At 63.6% G+C, this 20,281-nt stretch carries 20 protein-coding genes and 1 tRNA gene; 5 read left to right on the top strand and 16 right to left on the bottom strand.

Features of this window, described 5'->3' with window-relative positions; translation table 11 throughout:
* Window positions 1-37: 37 nt before the first annotated feature.
* Entirely contained in the window at window positions 38-1,558 is a 1,521-nt protein-coding gene (locus B3P22_RS00105; protein ID WP_296269397.1) for a sigma-54-dependent transcriptional regulator, read from the bottom strand.
* A 73-nt stretch (window positions 1,559-1,631) separates the two neighbouring features.
* Between B3P22_RS00105 and B3P22_RS00100 the strand changes: the two genes are divergently transcribed.
* Window positions 1,632-1,829 (top strand): hypothetical protein, encoded by a 198-nt coding sequence (locus B3P22_RS00100; protein WP_108232820.1) that lies wholly within the window; start codon window positions 1,632-1,634, stop codon window positions 1,827-1,829.
* 103 nt (window positions 1,830-1,932) lie between these two features.
* On the opposite strand, the gene B3P22_RS00095 is transcribed toward B3P22_RS00100, so the two are convergent.
* The 8 genes from B3P22_RS00095 to B3P22_RS00060 all read right to left on the bottom strand — a co-directional run bounded on the left by B3P22_RS00095 (window position 1,933) and on the right by B3P22_RS00060 (window position 8,778).
* On the bottom strand, window positions 1,933-2,631 hold the full coding sequence (locus tag B3P22_RS00095; protein WP_296269396.1) for an endonuclease I family protein: 699 nt from the start codon (window positions 2,629-2,631) through the stop codon (window positions 1,933-1,935).
* 525 nt (window positions 2,632-3,156) lie between these two features.
* Window positions 3,157-4,287: a mechanosensitive ion channel family protein gene (locus B3P22_RS00090; protein ID WP_147811394.1), complete on the bottom strand. Its 1,131-nt coding sequence runs from the start codon at window positions 4,285-4,287 to the stop codon at window positions 3,157-3,159.
* 212 nt (window positions 4,288-4,499) lie between these two features.
* Window positions 4,500-4,802, bottom strand: a complete 303-nt coding sequence (locus B3P22_RS00085) for a YceK/YidQ family lipoprotein (protein WP_296269395.1) — start codon at window positions 4,800-4,802, stop codon at window positions 4,500-4,502.
* Between the two features lie 166 nt (window positions 4,803-4,968).
* Window positions 4,969-5,042: transfer RNA gene (locus tag B3P22_RS00080), tRNA-Gly, on the bottom strand.
* An 85-nt stretch (window positions 5,043-5,127) separates the two neighbouring features.
* Window positions 5,128-6,015, bottom strand: coding sequence for an alpha/beta fold hydrolase (locus B3P22_RS00075; RefSeq protein WP_296269394.1), 888 nt, complete (start codon window positions 6,013-6,015; stop codon window positions 5,128-5,130).
* Window positions 6,016-6,406: 391 nt separating this feature from the next.
* A complete protein-coding gene (locus B3P22_RS00070) occupies window positions 6,407-7,099 on the bottom strand; it encodes a pseudouridine synthase (RefSeq protein ID WP_275544418.1) in 693 nt (230 codons plus the stop codon).
* Window positions 7,100-7,102: 3 nt separating this feature from the next.
* Window positions 7,103-7,309 (bottom strand): cysteine-rich CWC family protein, encoded by a 207-nt coding sequence (locus tag B3P22_RS00065; RefSeq protein WP_275544419.1) that lies wholly within the window; start codon window positions 7,307-7,309, stop codon window positions 7,103-7,105.
* The gene (locus tag B3P22_RS00060) at window positions 7,309-8,778 is read right to left on the bottom strand and encodes a sensor domain-containing diguanylate cyclase (RefSeq protein ID WP_275544420.1); all 1,470 of its coding nucleotides are present in this window, start codon (window positions 8,776-8,778) and stop codon (window positions 7,309-7,311) included. The genes B3P22_RS00065 and B3P22_RS00060 overlap by 1 nt, the downstream gene beginning before the upstream one ends.
* A 367-nt stretch (window positions 8,779-9,145) precedes the next feature.
* Between B3P22_RS00060 and B3P22_RS00055 the strand changes: the two genes are divergently transcribed.
* The 3 genes from B3P22_RS00055 (at window position 9,146) to B3P22_RS00045 (ending at window position 9,992) form a co-directional block, all read left to right on the top strand.
* Window positions 9,146-9,325, top strand: coding sequence for a hypothetical protein (locus tag B3P22_RS00055; RefSeq protein WP_275544421.1), 180 nt, complete (start codon window positions 9,146-9,148; stop codon window positions 9,323-9,325).
* The gene (locus B3P22_RS00050) at window positions 9,325-9,477 is read left to right on the top strand and encodes a hypothetical protein (protein ID WP_275544422.1); all 153 of its coding nucleotides are present in this window, start codon (window positions 9,325-9,327) and stop codon (window positions 9,475-9,477) included. The genes B3P22_RS00055 and B3P22_RS00050 overlap by 1 nt, the downstream gene beginning before the upstream one ends.
* Before the next feature lie 77 nt (window positions 9,478-9,554).
* Window positions 9,555-9,992, top strand: a complete 438-nt coding sequence (locus B3P22_RS00045; RefSeq protein WP_275544423.1) for a hypothetical protein — start codon at window positions 9,555-9,557, stop codon at window positions 9,990-9,992.
* Here the strand turns inward: B3P22_RS00045 and B3P22_RS00040 are convergent.
* A complete protein-coding gene (locus B3P22_RS00040; RefSeq protein ID WP_275544424.1) occupies window positions 9,989-10,921 on the bottom strand; it encodes a LysR family transcriptional regulator in 933 nt (310 codons plus the stop codon). The two genes, B3P22_RS00045 and B3P22_RS00040, sit on opposite strands and share 4 nt — an antisense overlap.
* A 98-nt stretch (window positions 10,922-11,019) precedes the next feature.
* On the opposite strand from B3P22_RS00040, the gene B3P22_RS00035 reads away from it, so the two are divergent.
* Complete coding sequence (locus tag B3P22_RS00035; RefSeq protein WP_275544425.1) at window positions 11,020-12,807, top strand: alkyl/aryl-sulfatase; 1,788 nt, start codon at window positions 11,020-11,022, stop codon at window positions 12,805-12,807.
* Window positions 12,808-13,041: 234 nt separating this feature from the next.
* On the opposite strand, the gene mmsB is transcribed toward B3P22_RS00035, so the two are convergent.
* The 6 genes from mmsB to B3P22_RS00005 all read right to left on the bottom strand — a co-directional run bounded on the left by mmsB (window position 13,042) and on the right by B3P22_RS00005 (window position 20,273).
* Window positions 13,042-13,926, bottom strand: coding sequence for a 3-hydroxyisobutyrate dehydrogenase (gene mmsB / locus B3P22_RS00030; protein WP_275544426.1), 885 nt, complete (start codon window positions 13,924-13,926; stop codon window positions 13,042-13,044).
* A gap of 169 nt (window positions 13,927-14,095) precedes the next feature.
* Window positions 14,096-15,199, bottom strand: coding sequence for an enoyl-CoA hydratase/isomerase family protein (locus tag B3P22_RS00025; protein ID WP_275544427.1), 1,104 nt, complete (start codon window positions 15,197-15,199; stop codon window positions 14,096-14,098).
* Window positions 15,200-15,351: 152 nt separating this feature from the next.
* Window positions 15,352-16,170 (bottom strand): enoyl-CoA hydratase, encoded by an 819-nt coding sequence (locus B3P22_RS00020; RefSeq protein WP_147812045.1) that lies wholly within the window; start codon window positions 16,168-16,170, stop codon window positions 15,352-15,354.
* Window positions 16,171-16,266: 96 nt separating this feature from the next.
* Window positions 16,267-17,430 (bottom strand): acyl-CoA dehydrogenase family protein, encoded by a 1,164-nt coding sequence (locus tag B3P22_RS00015; protein ID WP_275544428.1) that lies wholly within the window; start codon window positions 17,428-17,430, stop codon window positions 16,267-16,269.
* Window positions 17,431-17,436: 6 nt separating this feature from the next.
* A complete protein-coding gene (locus B3P22_RS00010; RefSeq protein ID WP_296269393.1) occupies window positions 17,437-18,684 on the bottom strand; it encodes an ABC transporter substrate-binding protein in 1,248 nt (415 codons plus the stop codon).
* 92 nt (window positions 18,685-18,776) lie between these two features.
* A complete protein-coding gene (locus B3P22_RS00005; RefSeq protein ID WP_275544430.1) occupies window positions 18,777-20,273 on the bottom strand; it encodes a CoA-acylating methylmalonate-semialdehyde dehydrogenase in 1,497 nt (498 codons plus the stop codon).
* Between the last annotated feature and the right edge of the window lie 8 nt (window positions 20,274-20,281).

The following is a 20,281-nucleotide window of genomic DNA, read 5'->3' as shown; positions in this document are numbered from 1 at the left end:
CCTGCAAAACACGAGCGTTTTTTACCTGACTGGCGCGTCAGTGTTTGCCCGGAATCCCGTACTTGCGCAGGCGCTTGGCGATGGCGGTATGCGAGGTGCCCAGGCGTGCGGCCAGTTGGCGGCTGGAAGGGTGGCTGTCGTAGAGCTTTTCCAGTAGCGCTTTCTCGTATTCGTCCATGGCCTGTTCCAGGCTGGCGACTTCCCCTGCGACCTTCGGCGCCACTTCGGTGCCGGCGATATCCAGGTCGTCCATCTCCACCCAGTTGCTGTCGCAGATCGCGGCGGCGCGGAAGATCACGTTCTGCAACTGGCGTACGTTGCCCGGCCAGCGTCCGGCCAGCAGTGCCGGGAAGGTAGTCGGCGCCAGGCGGCAGGGCAGGCGCTGGATCTGCGCGCAGGCCTGGGCCATGAAGTGCTGGGCCAGCAGCAGAATGTCCTGGCCGCGTTCGCGCAGCGGCGGCACTTCCAGATTGAGGACATTGAGGCGGTAGAACAGGTCTTCACGGAAGCTGCCTTCGGCCACCATCTGTTCCAGGTCGCGATGGGTGGCGCTGAGGATGCGCACGTCCACCTTCACTTCGCGGTCGCCACCGACGCGGCGGAAGCTGCCATCGCTCAGGAAACGCAGCAGCTTGGCCTGTAGGTAGGGCGACATCTCGCCAATCTCGTCGAGAAACACCGTGCCCTGATTGGCCAACTCCAGCAGGCCGGGCTTGCCGCCGCGCTGGGCACCGGTAAAGGCGCCGGGGGCGTAGCCGAACAGCTCGCTCTCGGCCAGGTTCTCCGGCAATGCGGCGCAGTTAAGCGCCAGGAACGGCGCGGTGCGGCGCACGCTGACGGTATGGCAGGCACGCGCCACTAGCTCCTTGCCTGTACCGGTTTCGCCGTGGATCAAGAGCGGCGCGTCCAGCGATGCCACGCGCAGGGCGCGGGCCTTGAGGGCACGAATCGGCGCGGACTCGCCGAGCAACGAATCGAAGCCCTCGGCATGGTCGTGATGCAATGCGGCCAGACGCTGGCCCATGCGGCTTGGAGCGTAGAGCGTGAGCAAGCCACCGGTCAGGCGCCCGTCTTCAGTAATCGGTTGGGCGTCGAGCAGCAGTGGCTGGCCGGCGAAGTTCACCTCGCGCAGCGGCTGATGGAAACCGGCGGTGAGCAGCGAGCGTTGCAGCGCGTCGTCGGAGAACAGCGCGGCGATGCTCAGCCCCTCGGGCGGGCGCTCGCAGATGTCGATCAGCGCCGGGTTGGCCAGCAGCACGGTGGCGCGATCATCCACTGCCAGCACCGGGTCGGGCATGGCCGCCAGCAGGGCATCGAGCTGCAGACGGCGGCGCTGGCCGGGAAGAATGTCCACCACCTCAACGCTCTGCACGCCGTGCACCTGCAGCAGCGCGCCGCGCAGCTTCTCGAGCACCTCGGCGCTCAGGGTCGGCGCGTCGATATAGACGTTTGGCGGTACCATCTCCACCGCATCGAGGTTCAGATTACGCCCGCCGAGCAGCGCCAGGACTTCCTGGGTGATGCCGACGCGGTCGATGAAGCTGACGTGGATGCGCATAGATGAAGGTCGAAATGGGCGAACAGGCCGCGATTATGCCTGCTCTGCCGCGCATGAGGAAAAGGGCAACACCGTGAGTACAGAAAAACCGAGCCGCGCCGATTATCACCGTGAGCACCAGGCCCGCGCCGAAGCCGAGGCCCAGCGCCTGTTGGCGCGCAAGGCCGAGCTGCAGGGGCGCTGGCTACCCTGGGTGGCGCAGGAGTTGTACCAGCTCAGCCCGCCGGAGTTCGCCAACATGGTGCGGCGCGAGTTGCAGCGCCTGGCGTAGCCCGGATGCAATCCGCGGATTGCTTGGAATATGCCAAAGCGGTCGCGGCTGAAGCCCCTCCCACAGATGCGGGAAACTTGTGGGAGGGGCTTCAGCCGCGACCCTACGCACGCTTGCGCGCACAGCGACTCATATCTACCTTGCCCACATAGGGATTGCCCCAGCCCATCACGCAGGCCACCTGCTGGTTGCGCTGCTGCTCCCAGGGTTTGACCGGGTAAGCCTTGCTCCAGGCCTCATAGAGCTGGCGATCCTGCTTCGACAGGCGAAGCTTGTAGCGGTCGGCCATGTAGAAATAGGTGCGCGCGATCATCCCGCGGATGGCCGGGCGCGGCATCACCTTGCGCGCCTTGAAGTCCACCACTGTCTCGCATCGACCGTACTGATGCGGCTTCTGCGGCAGCGAGGCGAAGCTGTAGTTGCTGCGGTCGCCATTCACCTCGCCGATGCTCGGCACCAGGTTGTGCAGGTCGGCCTCGGCCTTGCGGAACTGCGCATCGTTGGCCGTGCAGTTCTTGCGCCCGCCTTTCTGCCAGCACTGACGCTGATGGCCGATCACCCAGGCCGGGACGATATGCTCCCACTCGATACGTTGAGCGCGATTGGCATTCTTGCGCGGCGTGTAGCCGCAGGAACGCAGGTCGACCCGATTGCCGCTGTACTTGCAGCCGCAATAGAACTCAGTGGATTGCTGCTCATACAGCGGCCAGGCCAGGCGCTTGGCCTCGGCGAAGGTGGCGGGTGCGGCGTGCAGGGAAAGGGCTGTGAAACAGCAGAGCAGGGGCAGTAGGCATCGAATCATGGGGCGGCAGGGTAGCCGTCACCGCTGCCGATGTGAAGGTGGAAAATTGAAGTTTTTCAAAGGCTTATATGGTGGCAAAGCGCCCTCCTCAGGTGAGGCGGTCGCCACGCATCGAGCGTTGCTGGAGCCGAGGCGGTGCTGCTCTGCACGCTGTAGCCACTGTCGCGGCTGAACTGCGGCATCAGCGATGCCGATCAGCATGCCCCGCAGGTTGAGGGTCGGCATTTCGTTATTTCGTTATTTCGTTATTTCGGCGAAGGCGGGAGCCCGGCAGACGCCGGCAGTTGCGGACCAGCGCCACTGAGCGATGGCCCGCATACGCGTAATGCTGTTCACATAAGAAACGATCGAGCGCGATTAGTCCCCTCGCCCCTCCGGGGAGAGGTTAGGGAGAGGGGGGAACTGGCAGTTTCGCGGGGTTTCGGCCCTCTCCCCAACCCCTCCCCCATAAATGGGAGAGGGGAGTCAATGCCTGCGACCTTAGGTGAACAGCATTACCGCATACGCGGGCTTTTCAGGCGTTCCTCAACTGAATCTCGGCAAGCGCTGATCCTGCTCGCCGTCCTCTGTCTCGGTCTGCTGTGGCAGGCCGGCGACCTTGATGACCGGCATCCGCTCGCCCACCAGGCGCAGGTCGCGACGGGGCAGGGCGAAGCGCACATCCAGCTCGCGCAGGGCATCGAGCAGCTGCAGATTGATCTCCTGCTGAATATCCATGTACTGGTTATAGTCCGAGCTCTGCACGATATACACCACCTCGAAGGTCAGCTGGCTTTCGTCGAAACCGAGAAAGTGCGCGCGGTCGAATCTGGCCTTGGGCGTGGCGCGGATGATGTCGCCGACGCGCTCGGCCACCTGGCGAACCTTGTCGCTCGGCGTGTCGTAGTTGACGCCGAACTTGAAGACGATACGGCGGGTATTCATGCGCTTGTAGTTATGCACGATCTGCCGCAGCAAGTCGGCGTTGGCACACACCACCTGCTCGCCGCTGAGGCTGCGGATGCGCGTGGTCTTCAGGCCGATATGCTCGATGGTCCCGGCCACCTCTCCGAACACCACGAAGTCGCCGATCTCGAAGGGCTTGTCGACACCGATCGACAGTGAGGCGAACACATCACTGAGCACCGTCTGCACCGCCAGTGCCACGGCGATACCGCCAACACCCAGGCTGGCCACCAGCGCGGTGATATCCACGCCGAGATTGGCCAGGATCGACAGCAGCATCACCGACCACACCACGATCAGGATCATGATGCTGATGATGGTGGTCATCACCGGGTTGTAGCTGCCGCTCTTCTTCATCACCAGGCTACGCGACCACAGACGTACGCCGGTATCGACCCACAGCGCCACCTGCAAGGCCAGGGCGACGAACCAGGTATGGCTCAGCGCGCTCTGCCAGCTGCCGGGCAGCTCCGGCAGGCGCAAGGCCAGCAACAGGGAAAAGGCCAGCAGCAACACGCGGCTGGTACGGCCGATCACAACCGCCACGAAGTGCGGCCAACTGCCGTCCTGATCCTTCGACCAGGCCATCAGCCGCTTGTGCAGCGTGCCGACCACCGCTCGCAACACGCTGTAGATCAGCGCCGTAGCGACCACAACAATCGCAATGTTGAGCCAGAGATCGCGGTCAAGCCAGATGTTCCACTGTTCCATCGTCAAGGGCCTCCAGAAGGGACGTATAGGTTTCTGGTGGTGTTGAGGAGCAGAAGTTCCGGGGAAAGGGCGAGTGGTCCCGGTTTTGGCGCGTCGGGTGAGGCGGCCTTAGCTCGGGCGGCCCTTTCAAAAAGCGTAGAGCCGGGCATCACGCTGCCTGGATTTGCCCGAGCTAACAGCGCAAGAAGTCACGGGCCTCTTCGTGTCTGCGATTACTCGATCGGTTTGTTTGCCTGATAGATGTCATGCGGAAGCATGACGGTATCGACAGCAGCGTCCACAGGCAGTGAAAAGATCGTCAGTACTGGGCAAACGACCGATAACCAGCACCAGGCCGTGGCTGGAAAGTAGCCGCGATTGACTTCGTCAGAACCGAACAGCACGCCGAAGTCGTACGCAGTGCCTGTGTAGTAATCGGGTCCGTTATAACTGCCATTTCGGCCGAACAGCGTGCCGCAACCCGCGAGCGCACCCACCAGAACGGCCAGCGCGAAGATTCGATAGAGTTTGAGCATGGAACATCCTTTCCGACAGAGGCCGCCCTGGCCGCGTCGCAGGGTACGCACCTCAGCGTCACGTCACAACTTCAGTTGAGCACCTCAAGGTGGAGGATGTGGCGAGGTTCACCCAGCAGAAACGAAAAAGCCCCGTCAGTGATGACGGGGCTTTTGCTTGGCTGTCTGGAGCGGGTGATGGGAATCGAACCCACGGCTCTAGCTTGGGAAGCTAGGGTATTACCATTATACGACACCCGCAGCGGGTGCCTTTATACCGGAACCTGCGGCGAAAATGAAGGGCGAACCGGAACCCGTCGTGCAGCCGGTTCGCCTCTGCGTCCGTTCATACGGCGATGGCCTGCAGTTCCTGGAGCTCGCCCCGATTGGGCAGTTGCAGGCGTTTGCTGGGGGCGCTGAAGAAGTCCAGCAGGACGCGTTGGGTCTGCAGCCACGCGGCCTTGTGTTCCATGTCGAGGAAGTGGCCGGCGTCGTCGATCACGGCGAATTGGGCGTGGTCGATGTGCTGGGCGAACAGGCAGGCGTCTTCCACTGAGGTGTACTCATCGCGCTCGCCGTTGACGAACAGCAGCGGAATGTCGATGGCCTGCAGGCATTCCATGCGGCAATGCGCTTCCATGTTCAGCACCTGTTTGATGTGGGCGTACATTTGCCGGTATTCGTGCTCGTCCAGGGTGCTGACGTGCTTGTGGTTGAAGCGCTTGAACAGCGACGGCAGGTGCTTGCCGATGGTGCTGTTGACCAGCAGGGCGATATTGTCGCGATCCACCGCGTTCAAGAAGCGCAGGCCCTTGTGCAGGTAGTCGAGCATCGGCACGTTGAGAATTGGTGAAAAGGAGCAGATCGCCGCCTTTTCCAGAGTCGCCGGGCGTTGGGCCAAGGCGAGCATGGAGGCGACGCCGCCCCAGGAGAAGGACATCAGGTAGTTGGCGCCGTAGTGATCGATCAGCTTGAGCAGGATTGCCGCTTCGTCTTCCTTGCTGATGGGGGTGAAGTCGCTGTTGTGCGGCTTCGATTGACCGGCATAGGGTAGGTCGAAGGCCACCACGTTGAACTGTGGTTGCAGGTACTTGACCGTTTGCGCGAACGAGGCGGTGGTCGCCAGGGAGCCATTGACCAGGATGATGGTCTTGCTTGCTGCCGGGTTGCCGTAGAACTCCGTGTGTACCTTGTGCTTCCTGTTGATCTCGACGACTGCGGTTTCTGGCCTCATGTCGTTTCCTCCTGGCGCAAATGAACAAGGCGAGCGGGCGGCCGTTCGCATTTGATTGAGCAGTCAGAAAAGCGCCTGAGCGTGACAGCTTCATGTCAGGCAGGAGATTTTTATAAGTATTTGAATTTCAAGCAGTTAGGATCGAAACAGACGAGCGCTCCAGGCCTTTTTGAAGACGCTAGAGAGGGCGATGTTACCAGGCAGGAATCCAGACGGCGCAGAGCGCCAGTAACTGAAATAAGGTGTAGCTGTCTCGTAGTGACCAATTGGTCATCTCAAGACTTGTGACTCGATTCAAGCAGCTGACTTGCAGCCACGCAAGGCCGGGTCACATCTTTATCGCGGTTTAGGTCTACCGTTGGTCGGGTCGTGGAGGTTGGGGCTGTGAAGATCAGACGCTGGCGACTTCCGCAGCCGTCAGAGCGCGGTACTGACCTGGCGCGAGCTGCGGGTCGAGGACGATCTCGCCCATGCGTTCGCGGTGCAGGGCGACGACGCGGTTGCGGAAATGGCCGAACATGCGTTTGACCTGATGGTAGCGGCCCTCGAACAGGGTCAGCCGGGCTTCGTGGCTGTTCAGCACCTCGAGCTGGGCGGGCAGGGTGGTGAGGTCCTCGAAAGCGAAGTACAGGCCACGGGTGAAGACTTCGGCGTACACATCGGTGATCGGCTGCTCGGTGGTGACGTGGTAGACCTTGGGCTTGCGCTCTTGCGGCTGGGTGATGCGCCGCGACCAGCGTCCGTCGTTGGTGATCAGCAGCAGGCCGCTGGTGTTGAGGTCCAGGCGCCCGGCCAGGTGCAGGTCGTGCTTGTCCGGCTCGTTCAGCAGGTCGAGCACGGTGCGGTGTTCTTCGTGTTCGGTGGCGCTGACCACGCCGACCGGCTTGTGCAGCATCCAGTAACGCGCGCTGCGCCCGGCCTGCAGCAGTTCGCCGTCCAGCTCCACGCGCTGGAAGTCGCGGATATCGAAGCGCGGATCAATGATCACTTCGCCGTCCACGCGCAGGCGCCCGGCGCTGATCAGCAGGCGGCTGTCCTGGCGGCTAAAACGGGGGAAGTTGCTGAGGAAGCGATCCAGGCGCATGGCTCAGTGGTGCTCGTCGAGTTTGGCAACTGCCACCGTACCGGCGCAGGCCGGACACAGGCAGGCGCGATCAAGCTGTTCGGGCGCCAGGCGTTGCAGCGCGGCGGGGTCGATCTTGGCGTCGAAGCACCAGCAGGGTTCATCGCTGCGGCCCGCCGCGATGCTGCACTGGTTGGTCTTGCCGCATAACGGGCAGCGCTCGGCGTCCATCAATTCTCTTCGCAGACGCGATCGCGACCGGCCTGTTTGGCCCGGTACAGGGCGCGGTCGGTGCGGCCGAGCAGGTCATGCAGCGCTTCGCCCGGCTGCCATTGGCTGAGGCCGAGGCTGACGGTGACCTGCAGCGTTTCACTGCCTACCGGGTAGCGCTGCTCGGCGCAGTGCTGGCGCAGTTTTTCGGCCAGCTCGTGGGCGGCGTGTCGGTCGGTGTTCTTCAGCAGAAGGATGAATTCCTCGCCGCCCCAGCGGCAGAGAATGTCGGACTGGCGCAGCGCCGCGCGCAACTGTTCGGCGAAGCTGCGCAGCACCTCGTCGCCGGCCAGGTGGCCGTGGCGGTCGTTGATCTGCTTGAAGTTGTCCAGATCCAGCAGCACTGCACACAGCGGGCTGTTGTCGCGCTGCGCCTCCTGCAGGGCCTGCTCCACGTGAAGTTCGAAGCCGCGGCGGTTGGGCAGGTCGGTGAGGCTGTCGGTGGTGGCCAGGGCGGCGATGCGCTGCTGGTAGCGACGGATCACCAGGCTGACCAGGGTCAGGACGATGGCGGTGACCAGCAGGCAGATCAGCAGGTTGAGGTATAGGCTGTGACGAACGCCAGCCAGCGCGCCTTCCTCGTGCTTATCGACGAACAGGAACCACTCGAGCTCGGGGATGTAGCGTACGTTGAGAAAGTGGCTGCGCTGGTGTTCGTCGTAGCGATAGTCGCCGCTTTTCGGTTGCGGCAGCACGGCCAGCAGTTTTTCCAGGCCGGGTACTTCGCTCAACGGCTGGCCGCGACGGGCGCCCATGGGGCCGCCCTCGACACCGGTCAGCACAAGATGGCCGTTGCGATCGGTAAAAAAGATGGTGCGGTCGTAGCGCCGCTGGTAGTCGTCCACCAGCTTGACCACTGCATCGACGGTGAGGCCGACGCCGGCCACGCCGATAAAGCGTTCCTGGTAGTCGAACACCTTGTAGTTGATGAAGAAGGTCAGCTGGTCGGCGTTGGCCATGTCCGGATCGACGCTGATCTCGTAGGGCTCCTCCATGGTGCGCACGCGGAAGTACCAGTCATCGCGCGGCTCATCTTCCTGCACCTGCTTGAGCACGCCCTTGGCCTGGTAGTAGGTGCGCGTGCGCTCGGAGATGAAGAAGGCGGTGAAGGTGCCGTAGTGATCCTGAATCTCGCGCAGGTAGCGGGTGACGGGCTCGGGGTTCTGCTCGCCCGCCAGCGCCCAGTCGCGTAGAAAGGTGTCGCGCGACATCATCGAGGCGATCTGAGTCGGGCGGATCAGGTCCTTCTGGATTTCGGAATAGATGGTGTCCGAGGTCAGCGGCAGCTCGGTGTTGACGATGTTCTGGCGAATGCTGTCGCGCGAGGCGTAGTAGCTCAGCAGCGAGGTGGTGAGAAAGCCGCTGCCGAGCAGAAACAGGAGCAGTAACACCAACGAGGTTTGCGTGTGCCGTTTGGGGCGCAGGGACATGGGTGAATCCGGCGGCGGGCAGATGGCGTGATGCTAGCTTGCTGAGCGGGGCTAGCGCTAGTTGTGATCACAGTTGCGGTGAGGTTAGCCCGGATGCAGCGCGGAGGCTGGTTGATGGTTTGCCCGGATTGCATCCGGGCTACTGATGGCCCGAAGCGCTCAGCGTCTATTGTAGGAGCGGATTTATCCGCGAACCGCTGCGGCTGCGAGCGAATGGCTTGCCAGTGCTGTTCGTCGCCTAGTGATGTAGTCCACCCGGCGGCACGGAACGGGCGTATGCGCGGTGTGTCTTACCCAACAGCTGAACGTGCTGCGCCTCGTGCCGTCACCCGTCCAGTGAATATTGGAAATTCGAGGAGTATTCCAGATGCGTGGTTTGACCGTGATGACATTAGCCTTTTTGCTGGGAGGCTGCAGCTTCAGTGCGCCGGGCGTACACGCGCGCGTCGGTGACCCGGACGTGATTCGGGTCGACCTGGGTGGGCACGGCTATTCCAAAGGTGGTTCCTTCTGTCCACCAGGGCACCGCATGAAGGGCAGTTGCTGATGAAAGCTCTTTTTGCGCTATTGCTGGCGACGAGCCTGGCGTTTGGTCTGTCCGGGTGCAGCCTCAGATTGCCAGGTATAGGAATCGATATCGGCGATACCGGTGGCCCACCCCATTGCCCGCCTGGCCAGGCCAAGAAAGGCCGCTGCTGATCCGGCGCCGGGCGTGCTGCCCGGCTTCTCTTCCGAGGCGCTGACCGCTCCTCCTGCTTCCCCCTGCGGAGGCCTGCATGTCCAACAGACTTTTTTTCGCCGCCCTGCTGTTCATCTCGCTCAGCGGTTGTGCCGTTTATGACTACGACCGTGGCTATCACAGCGGCCATGCCTACCGTTACCACGACGGCTACCGGCGTGATCACTACGCGCCGCCTGTCTATGGGGCGCCGCGCTACTATTACGAGGATCGCCGTCAACACTACTACCCAGCCCCTCCGCGCTATGTGCCGGCGCCGCCACCACGTCATCACTACGGTCACGACCGACGTCACCGTGATGGCTACAAACGCTACGACCAGCCGCGGTATGACCACCGTCGCAATCATGGCCTGCGAGAACATCAAGGCAGGCAGATGCAGCGCGGCTGGGACGCTGGCCGCAGCACGCAGCAGCGCTTCTCCAATGGGCGCAGCCACAACCAGCAGCGCGGCATCGGCGAGCGTCGCCGCTAAGCCTTCCCTTGCTCGGCCGCGTGCCCGGCACGCGGCGTCTGTTCATCCATCTGACGAATCGCTTCGACCATGGCCTGCGCCGCTGGCGACAGGCTGTGGCCAGCGCGGCTGACCAGGCCATAGGCCGAATGCTGATGCAGGCCTTGCGGTTGTAGCGGCAGCAGGGCGAGCTGGCCGCTGTGAAGTTCGTCGGCGATCACGTCCCATGGCGCCATGCTCAGCACATCGCTGCCGGCCACCAGGCGCTTGAGCACCAGAAAATTGTCGCATTGCACACTCAAAGGCTGTGCGCGTCCGCTGGCCTCGCCCAGGCTGCGTTCGACCACCTGCGGCAGCTGCGTGCCGGCCAGCGGAAAGTCGAGCAGATCGCCTAGCTTTAGATTGTGGCGTTGCAGCAGCGGGTGCGACGGTCGGCAGAACAGCACACCCTGGTGCACGCGCAGTGGTTCGATGTGTAGCTGAGCATTGCCATGCAGCTCGCGGATATCGGCGACGAACAGTTCGATGGTCGAGCCCAGCAGGGCGTCGCGCAGCTCCAGCCAGTTGGCGATATCCAGTTTCACCTGCACCCGCGGGTAGCGTTGCAGCAACTGGCCCAGCGCCTGCGGGATGAGCCTTGCGGCGGGGTACGGTCCGGCGCCGAGGCGCAGCTCGCCCGCCTCCAGATTGCCCAGCTGGTTGACCGCATTGCTCAGTGCCAGGCTACCAGCGAGCAGGCGTCGTGCGTGCTCCAGCACCAGCTGGCCATGGGCGGTGAGGCTGACGCCGCGACTGTGGCGATCCACCAGGGTACAGCCCAGTTGGCTTTCCAGCGCTTGGATGCTGCGGCTCAGTGCCGGTTGGCTGAGATGTACGGCAGCGGCGGCGCGGGCGAAATGCTCGTGTTCAGCGAGGGCGACGAAGTGGCGAAGCTGGCGGAGATCGTTCATGCGCTTCCTGCATTAATTGGTCTATTCGAATGCATTGGAATTATCAGGCGGCCTTTGCCAACCTGCCAGCATTCCAACAACAAGACAGCCCAATTGCCATGAGCTCCTTCTCTCGTTTCAGCGGCCTGCTGCTGGCCGCCACCCTGCCGTTGAGCGCCTATGCCGAGCTGCCGGCCGAGCGCATCGAACCCAGCATCAACGCCGAACTGGCGGCTCACACCCAGGTATTCGCCCAACAGGTCTATCGCATCGCCGACAACGTCTATTCGGCGGTTGGCTGGCAACTGGGCAACGTGGTGATGATCGAGGCGCCACAGGGGCTGATCATCGTCGATACCGGCGAGTCGGTCAGCGAGTCGCGCAAGATCATGGCCGAGTTTCGCAAGCTCACCGACAAGCCGGTCAAAGCGGTGGTCTACACCCACTTCCATCCGGATCACATCAATGGCGTGCAGGCGTTCGTCAGCCGCGAGCAGGTGGAGCGCGGCGAGGTGCAGATCTACGCCCACGAAACCCTGCTGCAGAACGTGGTGGCACAGGGCGCGCTGGTCGGGCCGATTCTCGGCGTGCGCTCGGCGTACAGCTTCGGTTCGTTCCTGCCGGGCAGCGACCAGGAGGGCATGAACGGTGGCATCGGCCCGCTGGTCAAGCCGGAGCCGTCGTCCTTCATTGCCCCGACCTTGACCTTCGGCGACCGCCTGGACACCAACATCGCCGGCCTCGACGTGCAGTTTCTGCACGTACCCAGCGAGGCGCCGGATGAGATCATTCTTTACCTGCCGGACAACCGCGTGCTGATCAGCGCCGAGGTCGATCAGGGGCCGACCCTGCCGAACATTCACACGCTGCGCGGCACCAGGTTCCGCGACCCGGTGCAGTGGGTCGAGAGCCTGGACAAGTTGCGCGCCTATCAGGCCGAGTACATGGTGCCGCTGCATGGCCGGCCCGTCAGCGGCCAGGACAAGGTGGAGGAGGTGCTGCGCATGACCCGCGATGGCATCGCCTATATCCATGACCAGACCGTACGCTGGATGAACAAGGGCCTGACGCCAGACGAGCTGGTGGAGAAGGTCAAACTGCCGCCGCACCTGGCTGGCTATACGCCCTACCTGCGCGAGTACTACGGCACGGTGAAACACAGCGTGCGGCAGATCTACAACGGTTACCTGGGCTGGTTCCAGGGTGACCCGGTGGCCCTCGACCCGACCCCGCCACGGCAGCAGGCCGAGCGTTTGATCGCCCTGGCCGGCGGTCGCGACAAGCTGTTGCTGGAGGCAGGTAACGCCTACCTCAAGGGCGACTACCAGTGGGCCGCCGAGTTGGCTGGTTACGCCATTCGCGTCGATCACGAAGACCAGCTGGCGCGCGAGATCAAGGCCCGCAGCTTTCGCAAGCTGGGCTATGCCAGCATGAACATCAACTGGCGCAACTGGTACCTGATGAGCGCCATGGAGCTGGAGGGCAAACTCGACGGCGACGTCATTCGCCAGCGCTCGGCGGAGATGCGCAGGGTCTTCCTTTCGCCGGATATGGTGCGCAGCTTCACCCCGCAGAGCTTCCTGCAGAATTGGGTGACTCGTATCGATCCGGAGAAGTCCAGCGATGTGGAACTGACCCTGGGCTTCAGCTTCCCCGATGTCGATGAGCAGTGGGCGCTTGAGGTGCGACGTGGTGTAGCCCAATTGCACAAGGGGATTCCCGAGGGCACCGCTCTGCGCCTGAGCATGGACAAAAGCTTCATGGATACCCTGTTGACCGGCGAAGGCGGCCTGGTCAAGGGCGCGCTGCTCGGCGACGTGAAGGTCGACGGCAGCCTGCTGGAAATTCGCCGCTTCCTCAACTGCTTCGACTTCAGCGAGGAAGCGTTCGGGCTGACCCTGCGCTAGGAGCCAGCTCCATTCGGAAGACCGGTGGTCACTCTTGGCAGTGGGACAGTTCGGCGGTCTTGCTGATGGCGTATTTCTCAACTGCTGTTGCGTGCGTATCCGCCGCGCATTTCGGGACCGGGCAGCAACGTCTGCGGATGCTGTTGCCCGGCGAGCCGTTTGTGTCGAGCGTAACTTGATTGTTGGCCTGTCGCCGATCCGCTGCGAGGCATCTCGGCAGGCAGGTGTCGGGCTCTACTCCACGAACAACTGCTGCACCACCGAAAAATCCTGCTTGCCCTTGCCCTGCTTGAGCAGCAGGCGGTAGAGCTGCAGCGCCAGGGCACCCATCGGGGCGCTGTTGCCGTTGTGGCTGGCGGTTTCCTGAGCCAGGCCGAGGTCCTTGGCCATCAGTTCGGCCATGAAGCCGCCGCTGTAGCCCTTGGATGCCGGGGCGCTCTCCATCACGCCGGGCCAGGGGTTGTATTTTTCCAGCGTCCAGTTGCCGCCCGAGCTCTGCCGCATGATCTCCGCCAGCACGGCCGGCTCGAGGCCATTGGCCACGCCCATGGCCATGGCCTCGGCGGTGGCGATCATCTGCACGGCAAGCACCTGGTTGTTGCACACCTTGGCTACCTGGCCGGCGCCATCGGGGCCGGCGTGGAAGATGTTCTTGCCCATGGCGGCGAGCAGCGGCCGGGCTCGTTCCAGCGCTTCGGATTGACCGCCGGCCATGAAGGTCAGGGTGCCGGCTGCCGCGCCACCGGTGCCGCCGGATACCGGCGCGTCGAGCAGGGCGATGCCGCATGCTTTCGCAGCAGCATGCACTTTGCGTGCAGACTCCGGGGCAATGGTCGAGCACTCGATCACCAGCGTGCCGGCGGGCAGTCGCGCGAGCAGGCCTTCGTCGCCCAGGTACAGGCTTTCTACATGGCGGCTGGCAGGCAGCATGCTGATCACCACCTTGGCTTCGTTGACGGCGTCGGGCGCGCTTTCGGCCGCCACCGCACCTTCACCGGCCAGGGTGTCGACGGCGCTGCGCACCAGGTCGAAGACTTTCAGCGGGTAGCCCGCCTTGAGCAGGTTACGGGCCATGGGCATGCCCATATGGCCGAGGCCGATAAAGGCGATCTGAGTCATGTCGGTTCTCCTTGTTCTTGTTGTGTTATTGCCGGGCTTGGAGCGGATAACGGCGCGCTGTGGTTGCAGCTCTGCCGACGATCACGCAGTTGCCTGCTTTATCGCGAATGAATTTGCTCCTACAGGGTAGTGGGTGACGATTCATTGCGGCTGCAAACCGGCGACTGCGTTACAAATCCGCCAGTGGATGCTCGCCTTCCCAGGCCGTAGCGAAGTGCGCTTCGATCACCGCCGCCGGAATCGCCGCGACATCCGGCCAGTGCCAGTGCGGCGTTTGATCCTTGTCGATCAGGCGCGCGCGTACACCTTCGGGGAATTCGGGGTGGCGACAGCAGTTCAGGCTCATGGCGTACTCCATGCGAAATACCTCGGCCAGCGACAGATGCCGCGCGCGGAGGATCTGTTGCCAGACCAGATGTGCCGTCAGCGGGCAGCCGTGTGCCAGGGTCTTGGCGGCACGTGCGAGCAGGGCGTCGTCATCCTGCTGCAGGGCGCTGATGGCCTGGAAGGCCGCCGGTAGGTCGGCGACATCGAGCAGTTCGTCGATGCGCTCGCGGCGTGGCAGCCACTGCGCGGTGGGTAGATCAGGCGTGGCTTCGTTTTCCAGCGCGCGCAGCAGGCTGTGCAGTTGCAGGTCGGCTTGCTCGCGCCAGTTCAGTTGCACCAGGCCTTCGAGTAGGGCGTCCTGCTGGTCGTCGCGCAGGAAGCGATCAGCCAGGTTCAAATCCAGCGCATCACGGGCGTTGATGCTCGCCGCGGTGAGGCCGAGAAACAGGCCCAGTCGCCCGGGCAGGCGGGCGAGGAACCAGCTGCCGCCGACATCCGGGTACAGGCCGATGTTGATTTCCGGCATCCCCAGGCGACTGCTCGGCGTGACGATGCGAATGCCGGCGCCCTGCATCAGGCCCATGCCGCCGCCCAGCACGTGGCCGTGAGCCCAGCAGATGAAGGGTTTGGGGTAGGTGTGGATGCGGTGATCGAGACGGTATTCGTCAGCGAAGAAGCGCCGCGCCAGTGGCGGCACCTCACCGGGGTGCTCGCGACACTGATTGACAAGCTGCACCACGTCACCGCCAGCGCAGAAGGCTTTCGCGCCGTTACCGCGCAGCAGCACGCAGGCGATGGTCGGGTCTTCGGCCCAGGCCGCGAGGCGCTCGTCGAGCGCTTCGATCATCGGCAGGGTGAGGGCGTTGAGGCTCTTCTCGGCGTCCAGGCTGGCGATGCCGATGCGGTAGCCGTGCAGGCTGGGGCGTTCTTCGAATTGCAGATTCATAGGATCTTCCTGCGTAGGGTGGATGACGCCATCCCCTTACGGTTCTAGGGTGGCCGTAAAAGGCGACGTCTACCCTGCGGGGCTATAGGAGCGAGCTCTGCTCGCGAAAAGATGGCGTCGTCTGATTCGCGAGCAGAGCTCGCTCCCACGATTTATTTATTGCGCCACTGCGGGTCGCGTTTTTCCAGAAAGGCATTGACGCCTTCACGGGTGTCATCGGCATCGAACAGGTCGACGAAGCGCTCGCGCTCTTCCGGCAGCCAGGTGTTCGGGCCGCGCTGACGGGCGCCCTGGATCAGGGGCTTGATGGTGCGCACCGCCACAGGGCTTTGCCGCGCCACCTTGGACGCCAGCAGCAGGGCGGTACCACGCGCCTCGCCGGTGTCCACCACCTGCTCGACCAGGCCGATGCGCAGTGCGGTTTCGGCGTCGATGCGCTCGCCGCAGAGGATCATGCGCTTGGCCCAGCCTTCACCGACCAGCCAGGGCAGCGCCTGGGTGCCGCCGGCGCAGGGCAGCAGACCCACGGCAGCTTCTGGCAGGGCCATCAGCGCCTGGCGTTCGGCGATGCGCAGGTCGCAGGCCAGGGCGCATTCCAGTCCGCCGCCCATGGCGTAGCCGTTGATCGCGGCGATGGACACACCGCGAAAATCACGCAGGGTTTCGAAGGCCTCACCGAAGCGTCGCGCCATTTCGCGGGCGCGTGCCTTGTCGCCATCGGCGAACATGTTCAGGTCGGCGCCGGCGGAGAAGAATTTCGGCCCCTGGCCGGTCACCACCAGGGCGTACACCTCGTCGTCACGGTTGAGATGCTCGACCACCTGCTTGAGGCCGATCAGCGAGTCGCGGTCCCAGGTGTTGGCTGGCGGGTGGTTGATGGTGATCAGCGCGGTGTGTCCGTGCTTTTCCACGGTGAGCTTGTGGGTCAGGTCGAAGATGCCGGATTTGTAGGTTTCGATGGCTGTGCTCATAGCAGTCCTCGTCAATTTTCTCCCCTATTCATTTATGGGAGAGGGGGCGGGGGAGCCCTCGGGCACCCTCTCCCGGAGGGAGAGGGGCAAATGCAATTACAGCAAGCGATCGAGCATGCCGCCCTGTAGGAGCAGGCGGCGGGCGATGATCACCCGCATGATCTCGTTGGTGCCTTCCAGTATCTGGTGCACGCGTGCGTCACGTACCCAGCGTTCCAGTGGATAGTCATTCAGATAGCCGTAACCACCATGGAGTTGCAGCGCTTCGTTGCAGACCTCGAAGCAATGGTCGGTGGCAAAGCGCTTGGCCATGGCGCAGTACAGGCTCGCTTCGCCGTGGCTATGGTCGAGCTTGTGCGCGGCCAGGCGTACCATTTGCCGGCTGGCGGTCAGGCTGGTGAGCATGTCGGCCAGCTTGAACTGCAAGGCCTGGAATTCGCTCAGCGCCTTGCCGAACTGCTTGCGCTCTTCGGCGTAGCGCAGGCTTTGCTCCAGCGCCGCCTGGGCGGCGCCGAGCGAGCAACTGGCGATGTTCAGGCGGCCGCCGTCGAGGCCTTTCATGGCATAGACGAAGCCTTCACCTTCCGGGCCGATGCGGTGGCTGGCGGGAATGCGCACGCCCTCGAAGGTGATGGTGCGGGTTGGCTGCGCCTTCCAGCCCATCTTGTCCTCGTTGCGCCCATAGCGCACCCCCGGTGCATCGGCCGGCACCAGGAAGCAAGAGATGCCCTTGGCGCCGTCCTCACCGGTGCGCGCCATGACGATCAATACGTCGGTGCTGCCGGCCCCGGAGATAAAGCACTTGCTGCCATCGATCGCGTAGTCGGCACCTTCGCGGCGCGCGCGGGTACGCAGGTTGGCGGCGTCGGAGCCGGCGTCCGGTTCGGTCAGGCAGTAGGAGGCCAGTGACTGGCCGCTGATCAGCCCCGGCAGCCAGGCGTCCCTGAGCGCCTGGTCGGCGAAGCTGGCGAGCATCCAGGTGGCCATGTTGTGAATGGTCAGGTAGGCGGTGGTGGCCACGCAGCCCGCTGCCAGTTGTTCGAAGATCAGTGAGCTGGACAGCCGCGAAAGCCCCAGGCCGCCATCCTCCTCGCGCAGATACAGGGCCAGGTAGCCCTGTTCGGCTGCGCGGCGGATCACGTCCAGCGGGAAGTGATGTTCACGGTCCCAGTCCGCGGCATGGGGCGCCAGTTCCCGCGCGGCGAAAGCACGGGCGCTGTCGGTGAGCAGGCGTTGTTCATCACTGAGTTCGAAGTCCATGGCATCTCATTGCAAGGTCAGGGGTTGGCCGCCTGCCCGCCGCTCGGCCTGCCATTCGGCAAGGCTGGGCAGCGCACTGCTGGCGTCGAGGCGGTCGACGATTTCGAAGTAGTCCTGTTTCAGCGGGTCCTTGAGTACCTCGTCGCGCGGCTTCACCTTCACCGCGTAGACCGTCTGCAGGTTCTGGTGGTCGAAGGCGCGCCATTGCTGTTCGTCTTTAAGCAGGGTGTAGCGATGACCTTCCAGCGCCTTGATAAGCGCTTCGCTGTCCAGGCTGTTGGCACGCTTGGCGGCATCGGCCCATTGCTGGACGATGCTGTAGGCAGAGGCGGCGGAGCTGGACGGGTACATTTCGTAGCGGGTCTTGAAGGACTGGACGAATGCTTCGCCACGCGCGGATTTCTCCAGCGCCGGCACGCGCCAGGTCCAAGGCTCGGTGCCGATCACACCCTGCATCAGATTGGGGCCGGCCTGTTCGACCATGCTCTGAGTCAGATTCGGCGCAATGATCTGCATGCGCGAAGTCAGGCCCAGGTCATGGGCGATGCGCATGGCACGTACCAGGTCCTCGCCGAACAGCACCAGGGCGAGGATGTCGGCATCGCTCGATGCGGCCTGGGTCAAGGCATCGGTGTAGTCGGCCAGGCGTGCACCGGGGAAGGGGATGCGTACACCAGCATGCTGGCCAGCGTCGACGCTGGCGGTAGCCTGACGTAGTGAGGCTTCGGTAGTGTGGCCCCAGGTGTAGTCGGCGGTGACATAGAAATTGCGCTTGTTCGGCAAGGTCTTGCTCAGATACTGGCCGAGTACCTTGGCACTCATCCAGGCGTTGTTGCACTCGCGGAACATGTAGCGGTGGCCGTCCTTGCCGGTGGTGTCGTTGGAGTAGGTGAGGGTGCCGAAGTACAGCAAGCCGTGCTCCTTGGCGCGCTTGCCGGCGGCAATGGCGACCGCGCTGGAAGAACCGCCGAAGAGCATCGCAGCGCCCTCGGCAGCCAGCTTGTCGACGTTTCTCTCTGCTTTGGCCGGACGCGAGGCGGTGTCCTTGCTGGACAGGCGCAAGGGCCGCCCCAGTACACCGCCCTGAGCGTTGATCTCGTCGATGGCCAGCAGGGCTCCACGCATTTGCGCCAATCCCTCCTCCTTGTATGGTCCGGTGCGCGGGTAGTTGAGGCCGAGGGTAATGGGCTCGGCAGCCTGCACACAGGCAGTGATTCCGGCCCACAGGGCCAGGATGGCAGACAGTTGGCGCATTGCAGTTCTCCTTGTTTTTGTTCTGCAAAGAGTCTTTTACGCCGCTTGTCCAGTTCTCGTGATCGTCTTTTCGTCTAATAAGAACGCCGTTCTCATTTCAGTTGAATGGTCATGTTCGGTCCGTCGCCGAGCGGGGTGTCGTCGAACCAGCGACTGGTCACCGTCTTGGTCTCGGTATAGAAACGCACCGCCTGTTTGCCGTAAGCGTGCAGGTCGCCGTAGAACGAGCCCTTCCAGCCGGTGAAGGAGAAGAACGGCAGCGGCACCGGGATCGGTACGTTGATGCCCACCTGGCCGACTTCCACAGCATGCTGGAAATGCCGCGCGGCGCCACCAGAACGGGTGAACAGGCTGGTGCCGTTGCCATACGGGCTGGCGTTGACCAGTTCGATGGCCTCCTCGAGGCTGTCCACCTCCATGCACACCAGCACCGGGCCGAAGATTTCCTCGCGGTACAGACTCATCTTCGCCGTCACGCCGCGAAACAGGGTCGGGCCAACCCAATTGCCGTCGGGGTAGCCGGCCACCGTGCATTGCGAACCGTCGAGCAGGCACTCGGCGCCTTCCGCCTTGCCTTCATCGATCAGGCTCAGTACGCGCTGGCGTGCCTGTGGGCTGATCAGCGGGCCGTAGGCTGCACCCGTGTCCTGCCAGTGGCCTGGGCGCAGCGCGGCCATCTGCGTCGCCAACTCGTCGATCCACTGTTTCGACTCGCCGACGAACACCGCCACGCTGATCGCCATGCAGCGTTGACCTGCAGCGCCGCAGCTGGCACCGAGCAGGTTGCTGATGACCTGATCCTTGGGCGCGTCCGGCATGATCACCATATGGTTCTTGGCACCGGCGAAGGCTTGCACACGCTTCAGGTGCTGGGTGCCGGTGCGATAGACGTGCTGGCCCACCGTAACCGAGCCGACGAAGGACACCGCGCGCACGGCCGGATGTACCAGCAGGGCGTCGACCTGTTCGCGACCTCCATGCAGCACCTGCAGCACGCCGGCCGGAGCTCCAGCCTCGAGGAATAGCTCGGCCAGGCGATTGGGTGTCATCGGGTCCTGTTCGGACGGTTTCAGGATGAAGGTATTGCCGCAGGCGATGGCCAGCGGAAACATCCACAGTGGGATCATCGCCGGGAAGTTGAACGGGGTGATGCCGACGCACACGCCGAGCGGCTGGATCCAGCTGGCAGTGTCGATCTCGCGGGCGACGTTCTCCACCGTCTCGCCCATCATCAGGCTGGCGATGTTGGCCGCATGCTCGGCCACCTCGATACCGCGCCACACGTCACCCTTGGCATCGGCGAAGGTCTTGCCGGTTTCCGCCGCAAGAATCTCCGCCAGCTCGTCGTGATGTTCCTTGAGCAGATGCTGGTAGCGCAGCATCAGGCGGGCGCGCTCCGATACCGGCACCTCGCGCCAGGTGAGGAAGGCCTGTTGCGCACCGACTACCGCGGCTTCTATCTCCTCGGTGGTCGCTCTGGGGGCGAGGGCGATCACTTCCTGGGTGGCCGGGTCGGTGACTTCGATCAGGTCCGTGGCCTGGCTTGGCAGCCATTGGCCGTCGATCAGTTGCGCGAGCGTGCGGGGCATGGGCGCCC

The organism is Pseudomonas sp. UBA6323 (assembly GCF_002439135.1).
Taxonomy (GTDB): Bacteria; Pseudomonadota; Gammaproteobacteria; order Pseudomonadales; family Pseudomonadaceae; genus Aquipseudomonas.
This window is presented reverse-complemented; position numbering and strand designations above follow the sequence as displayed.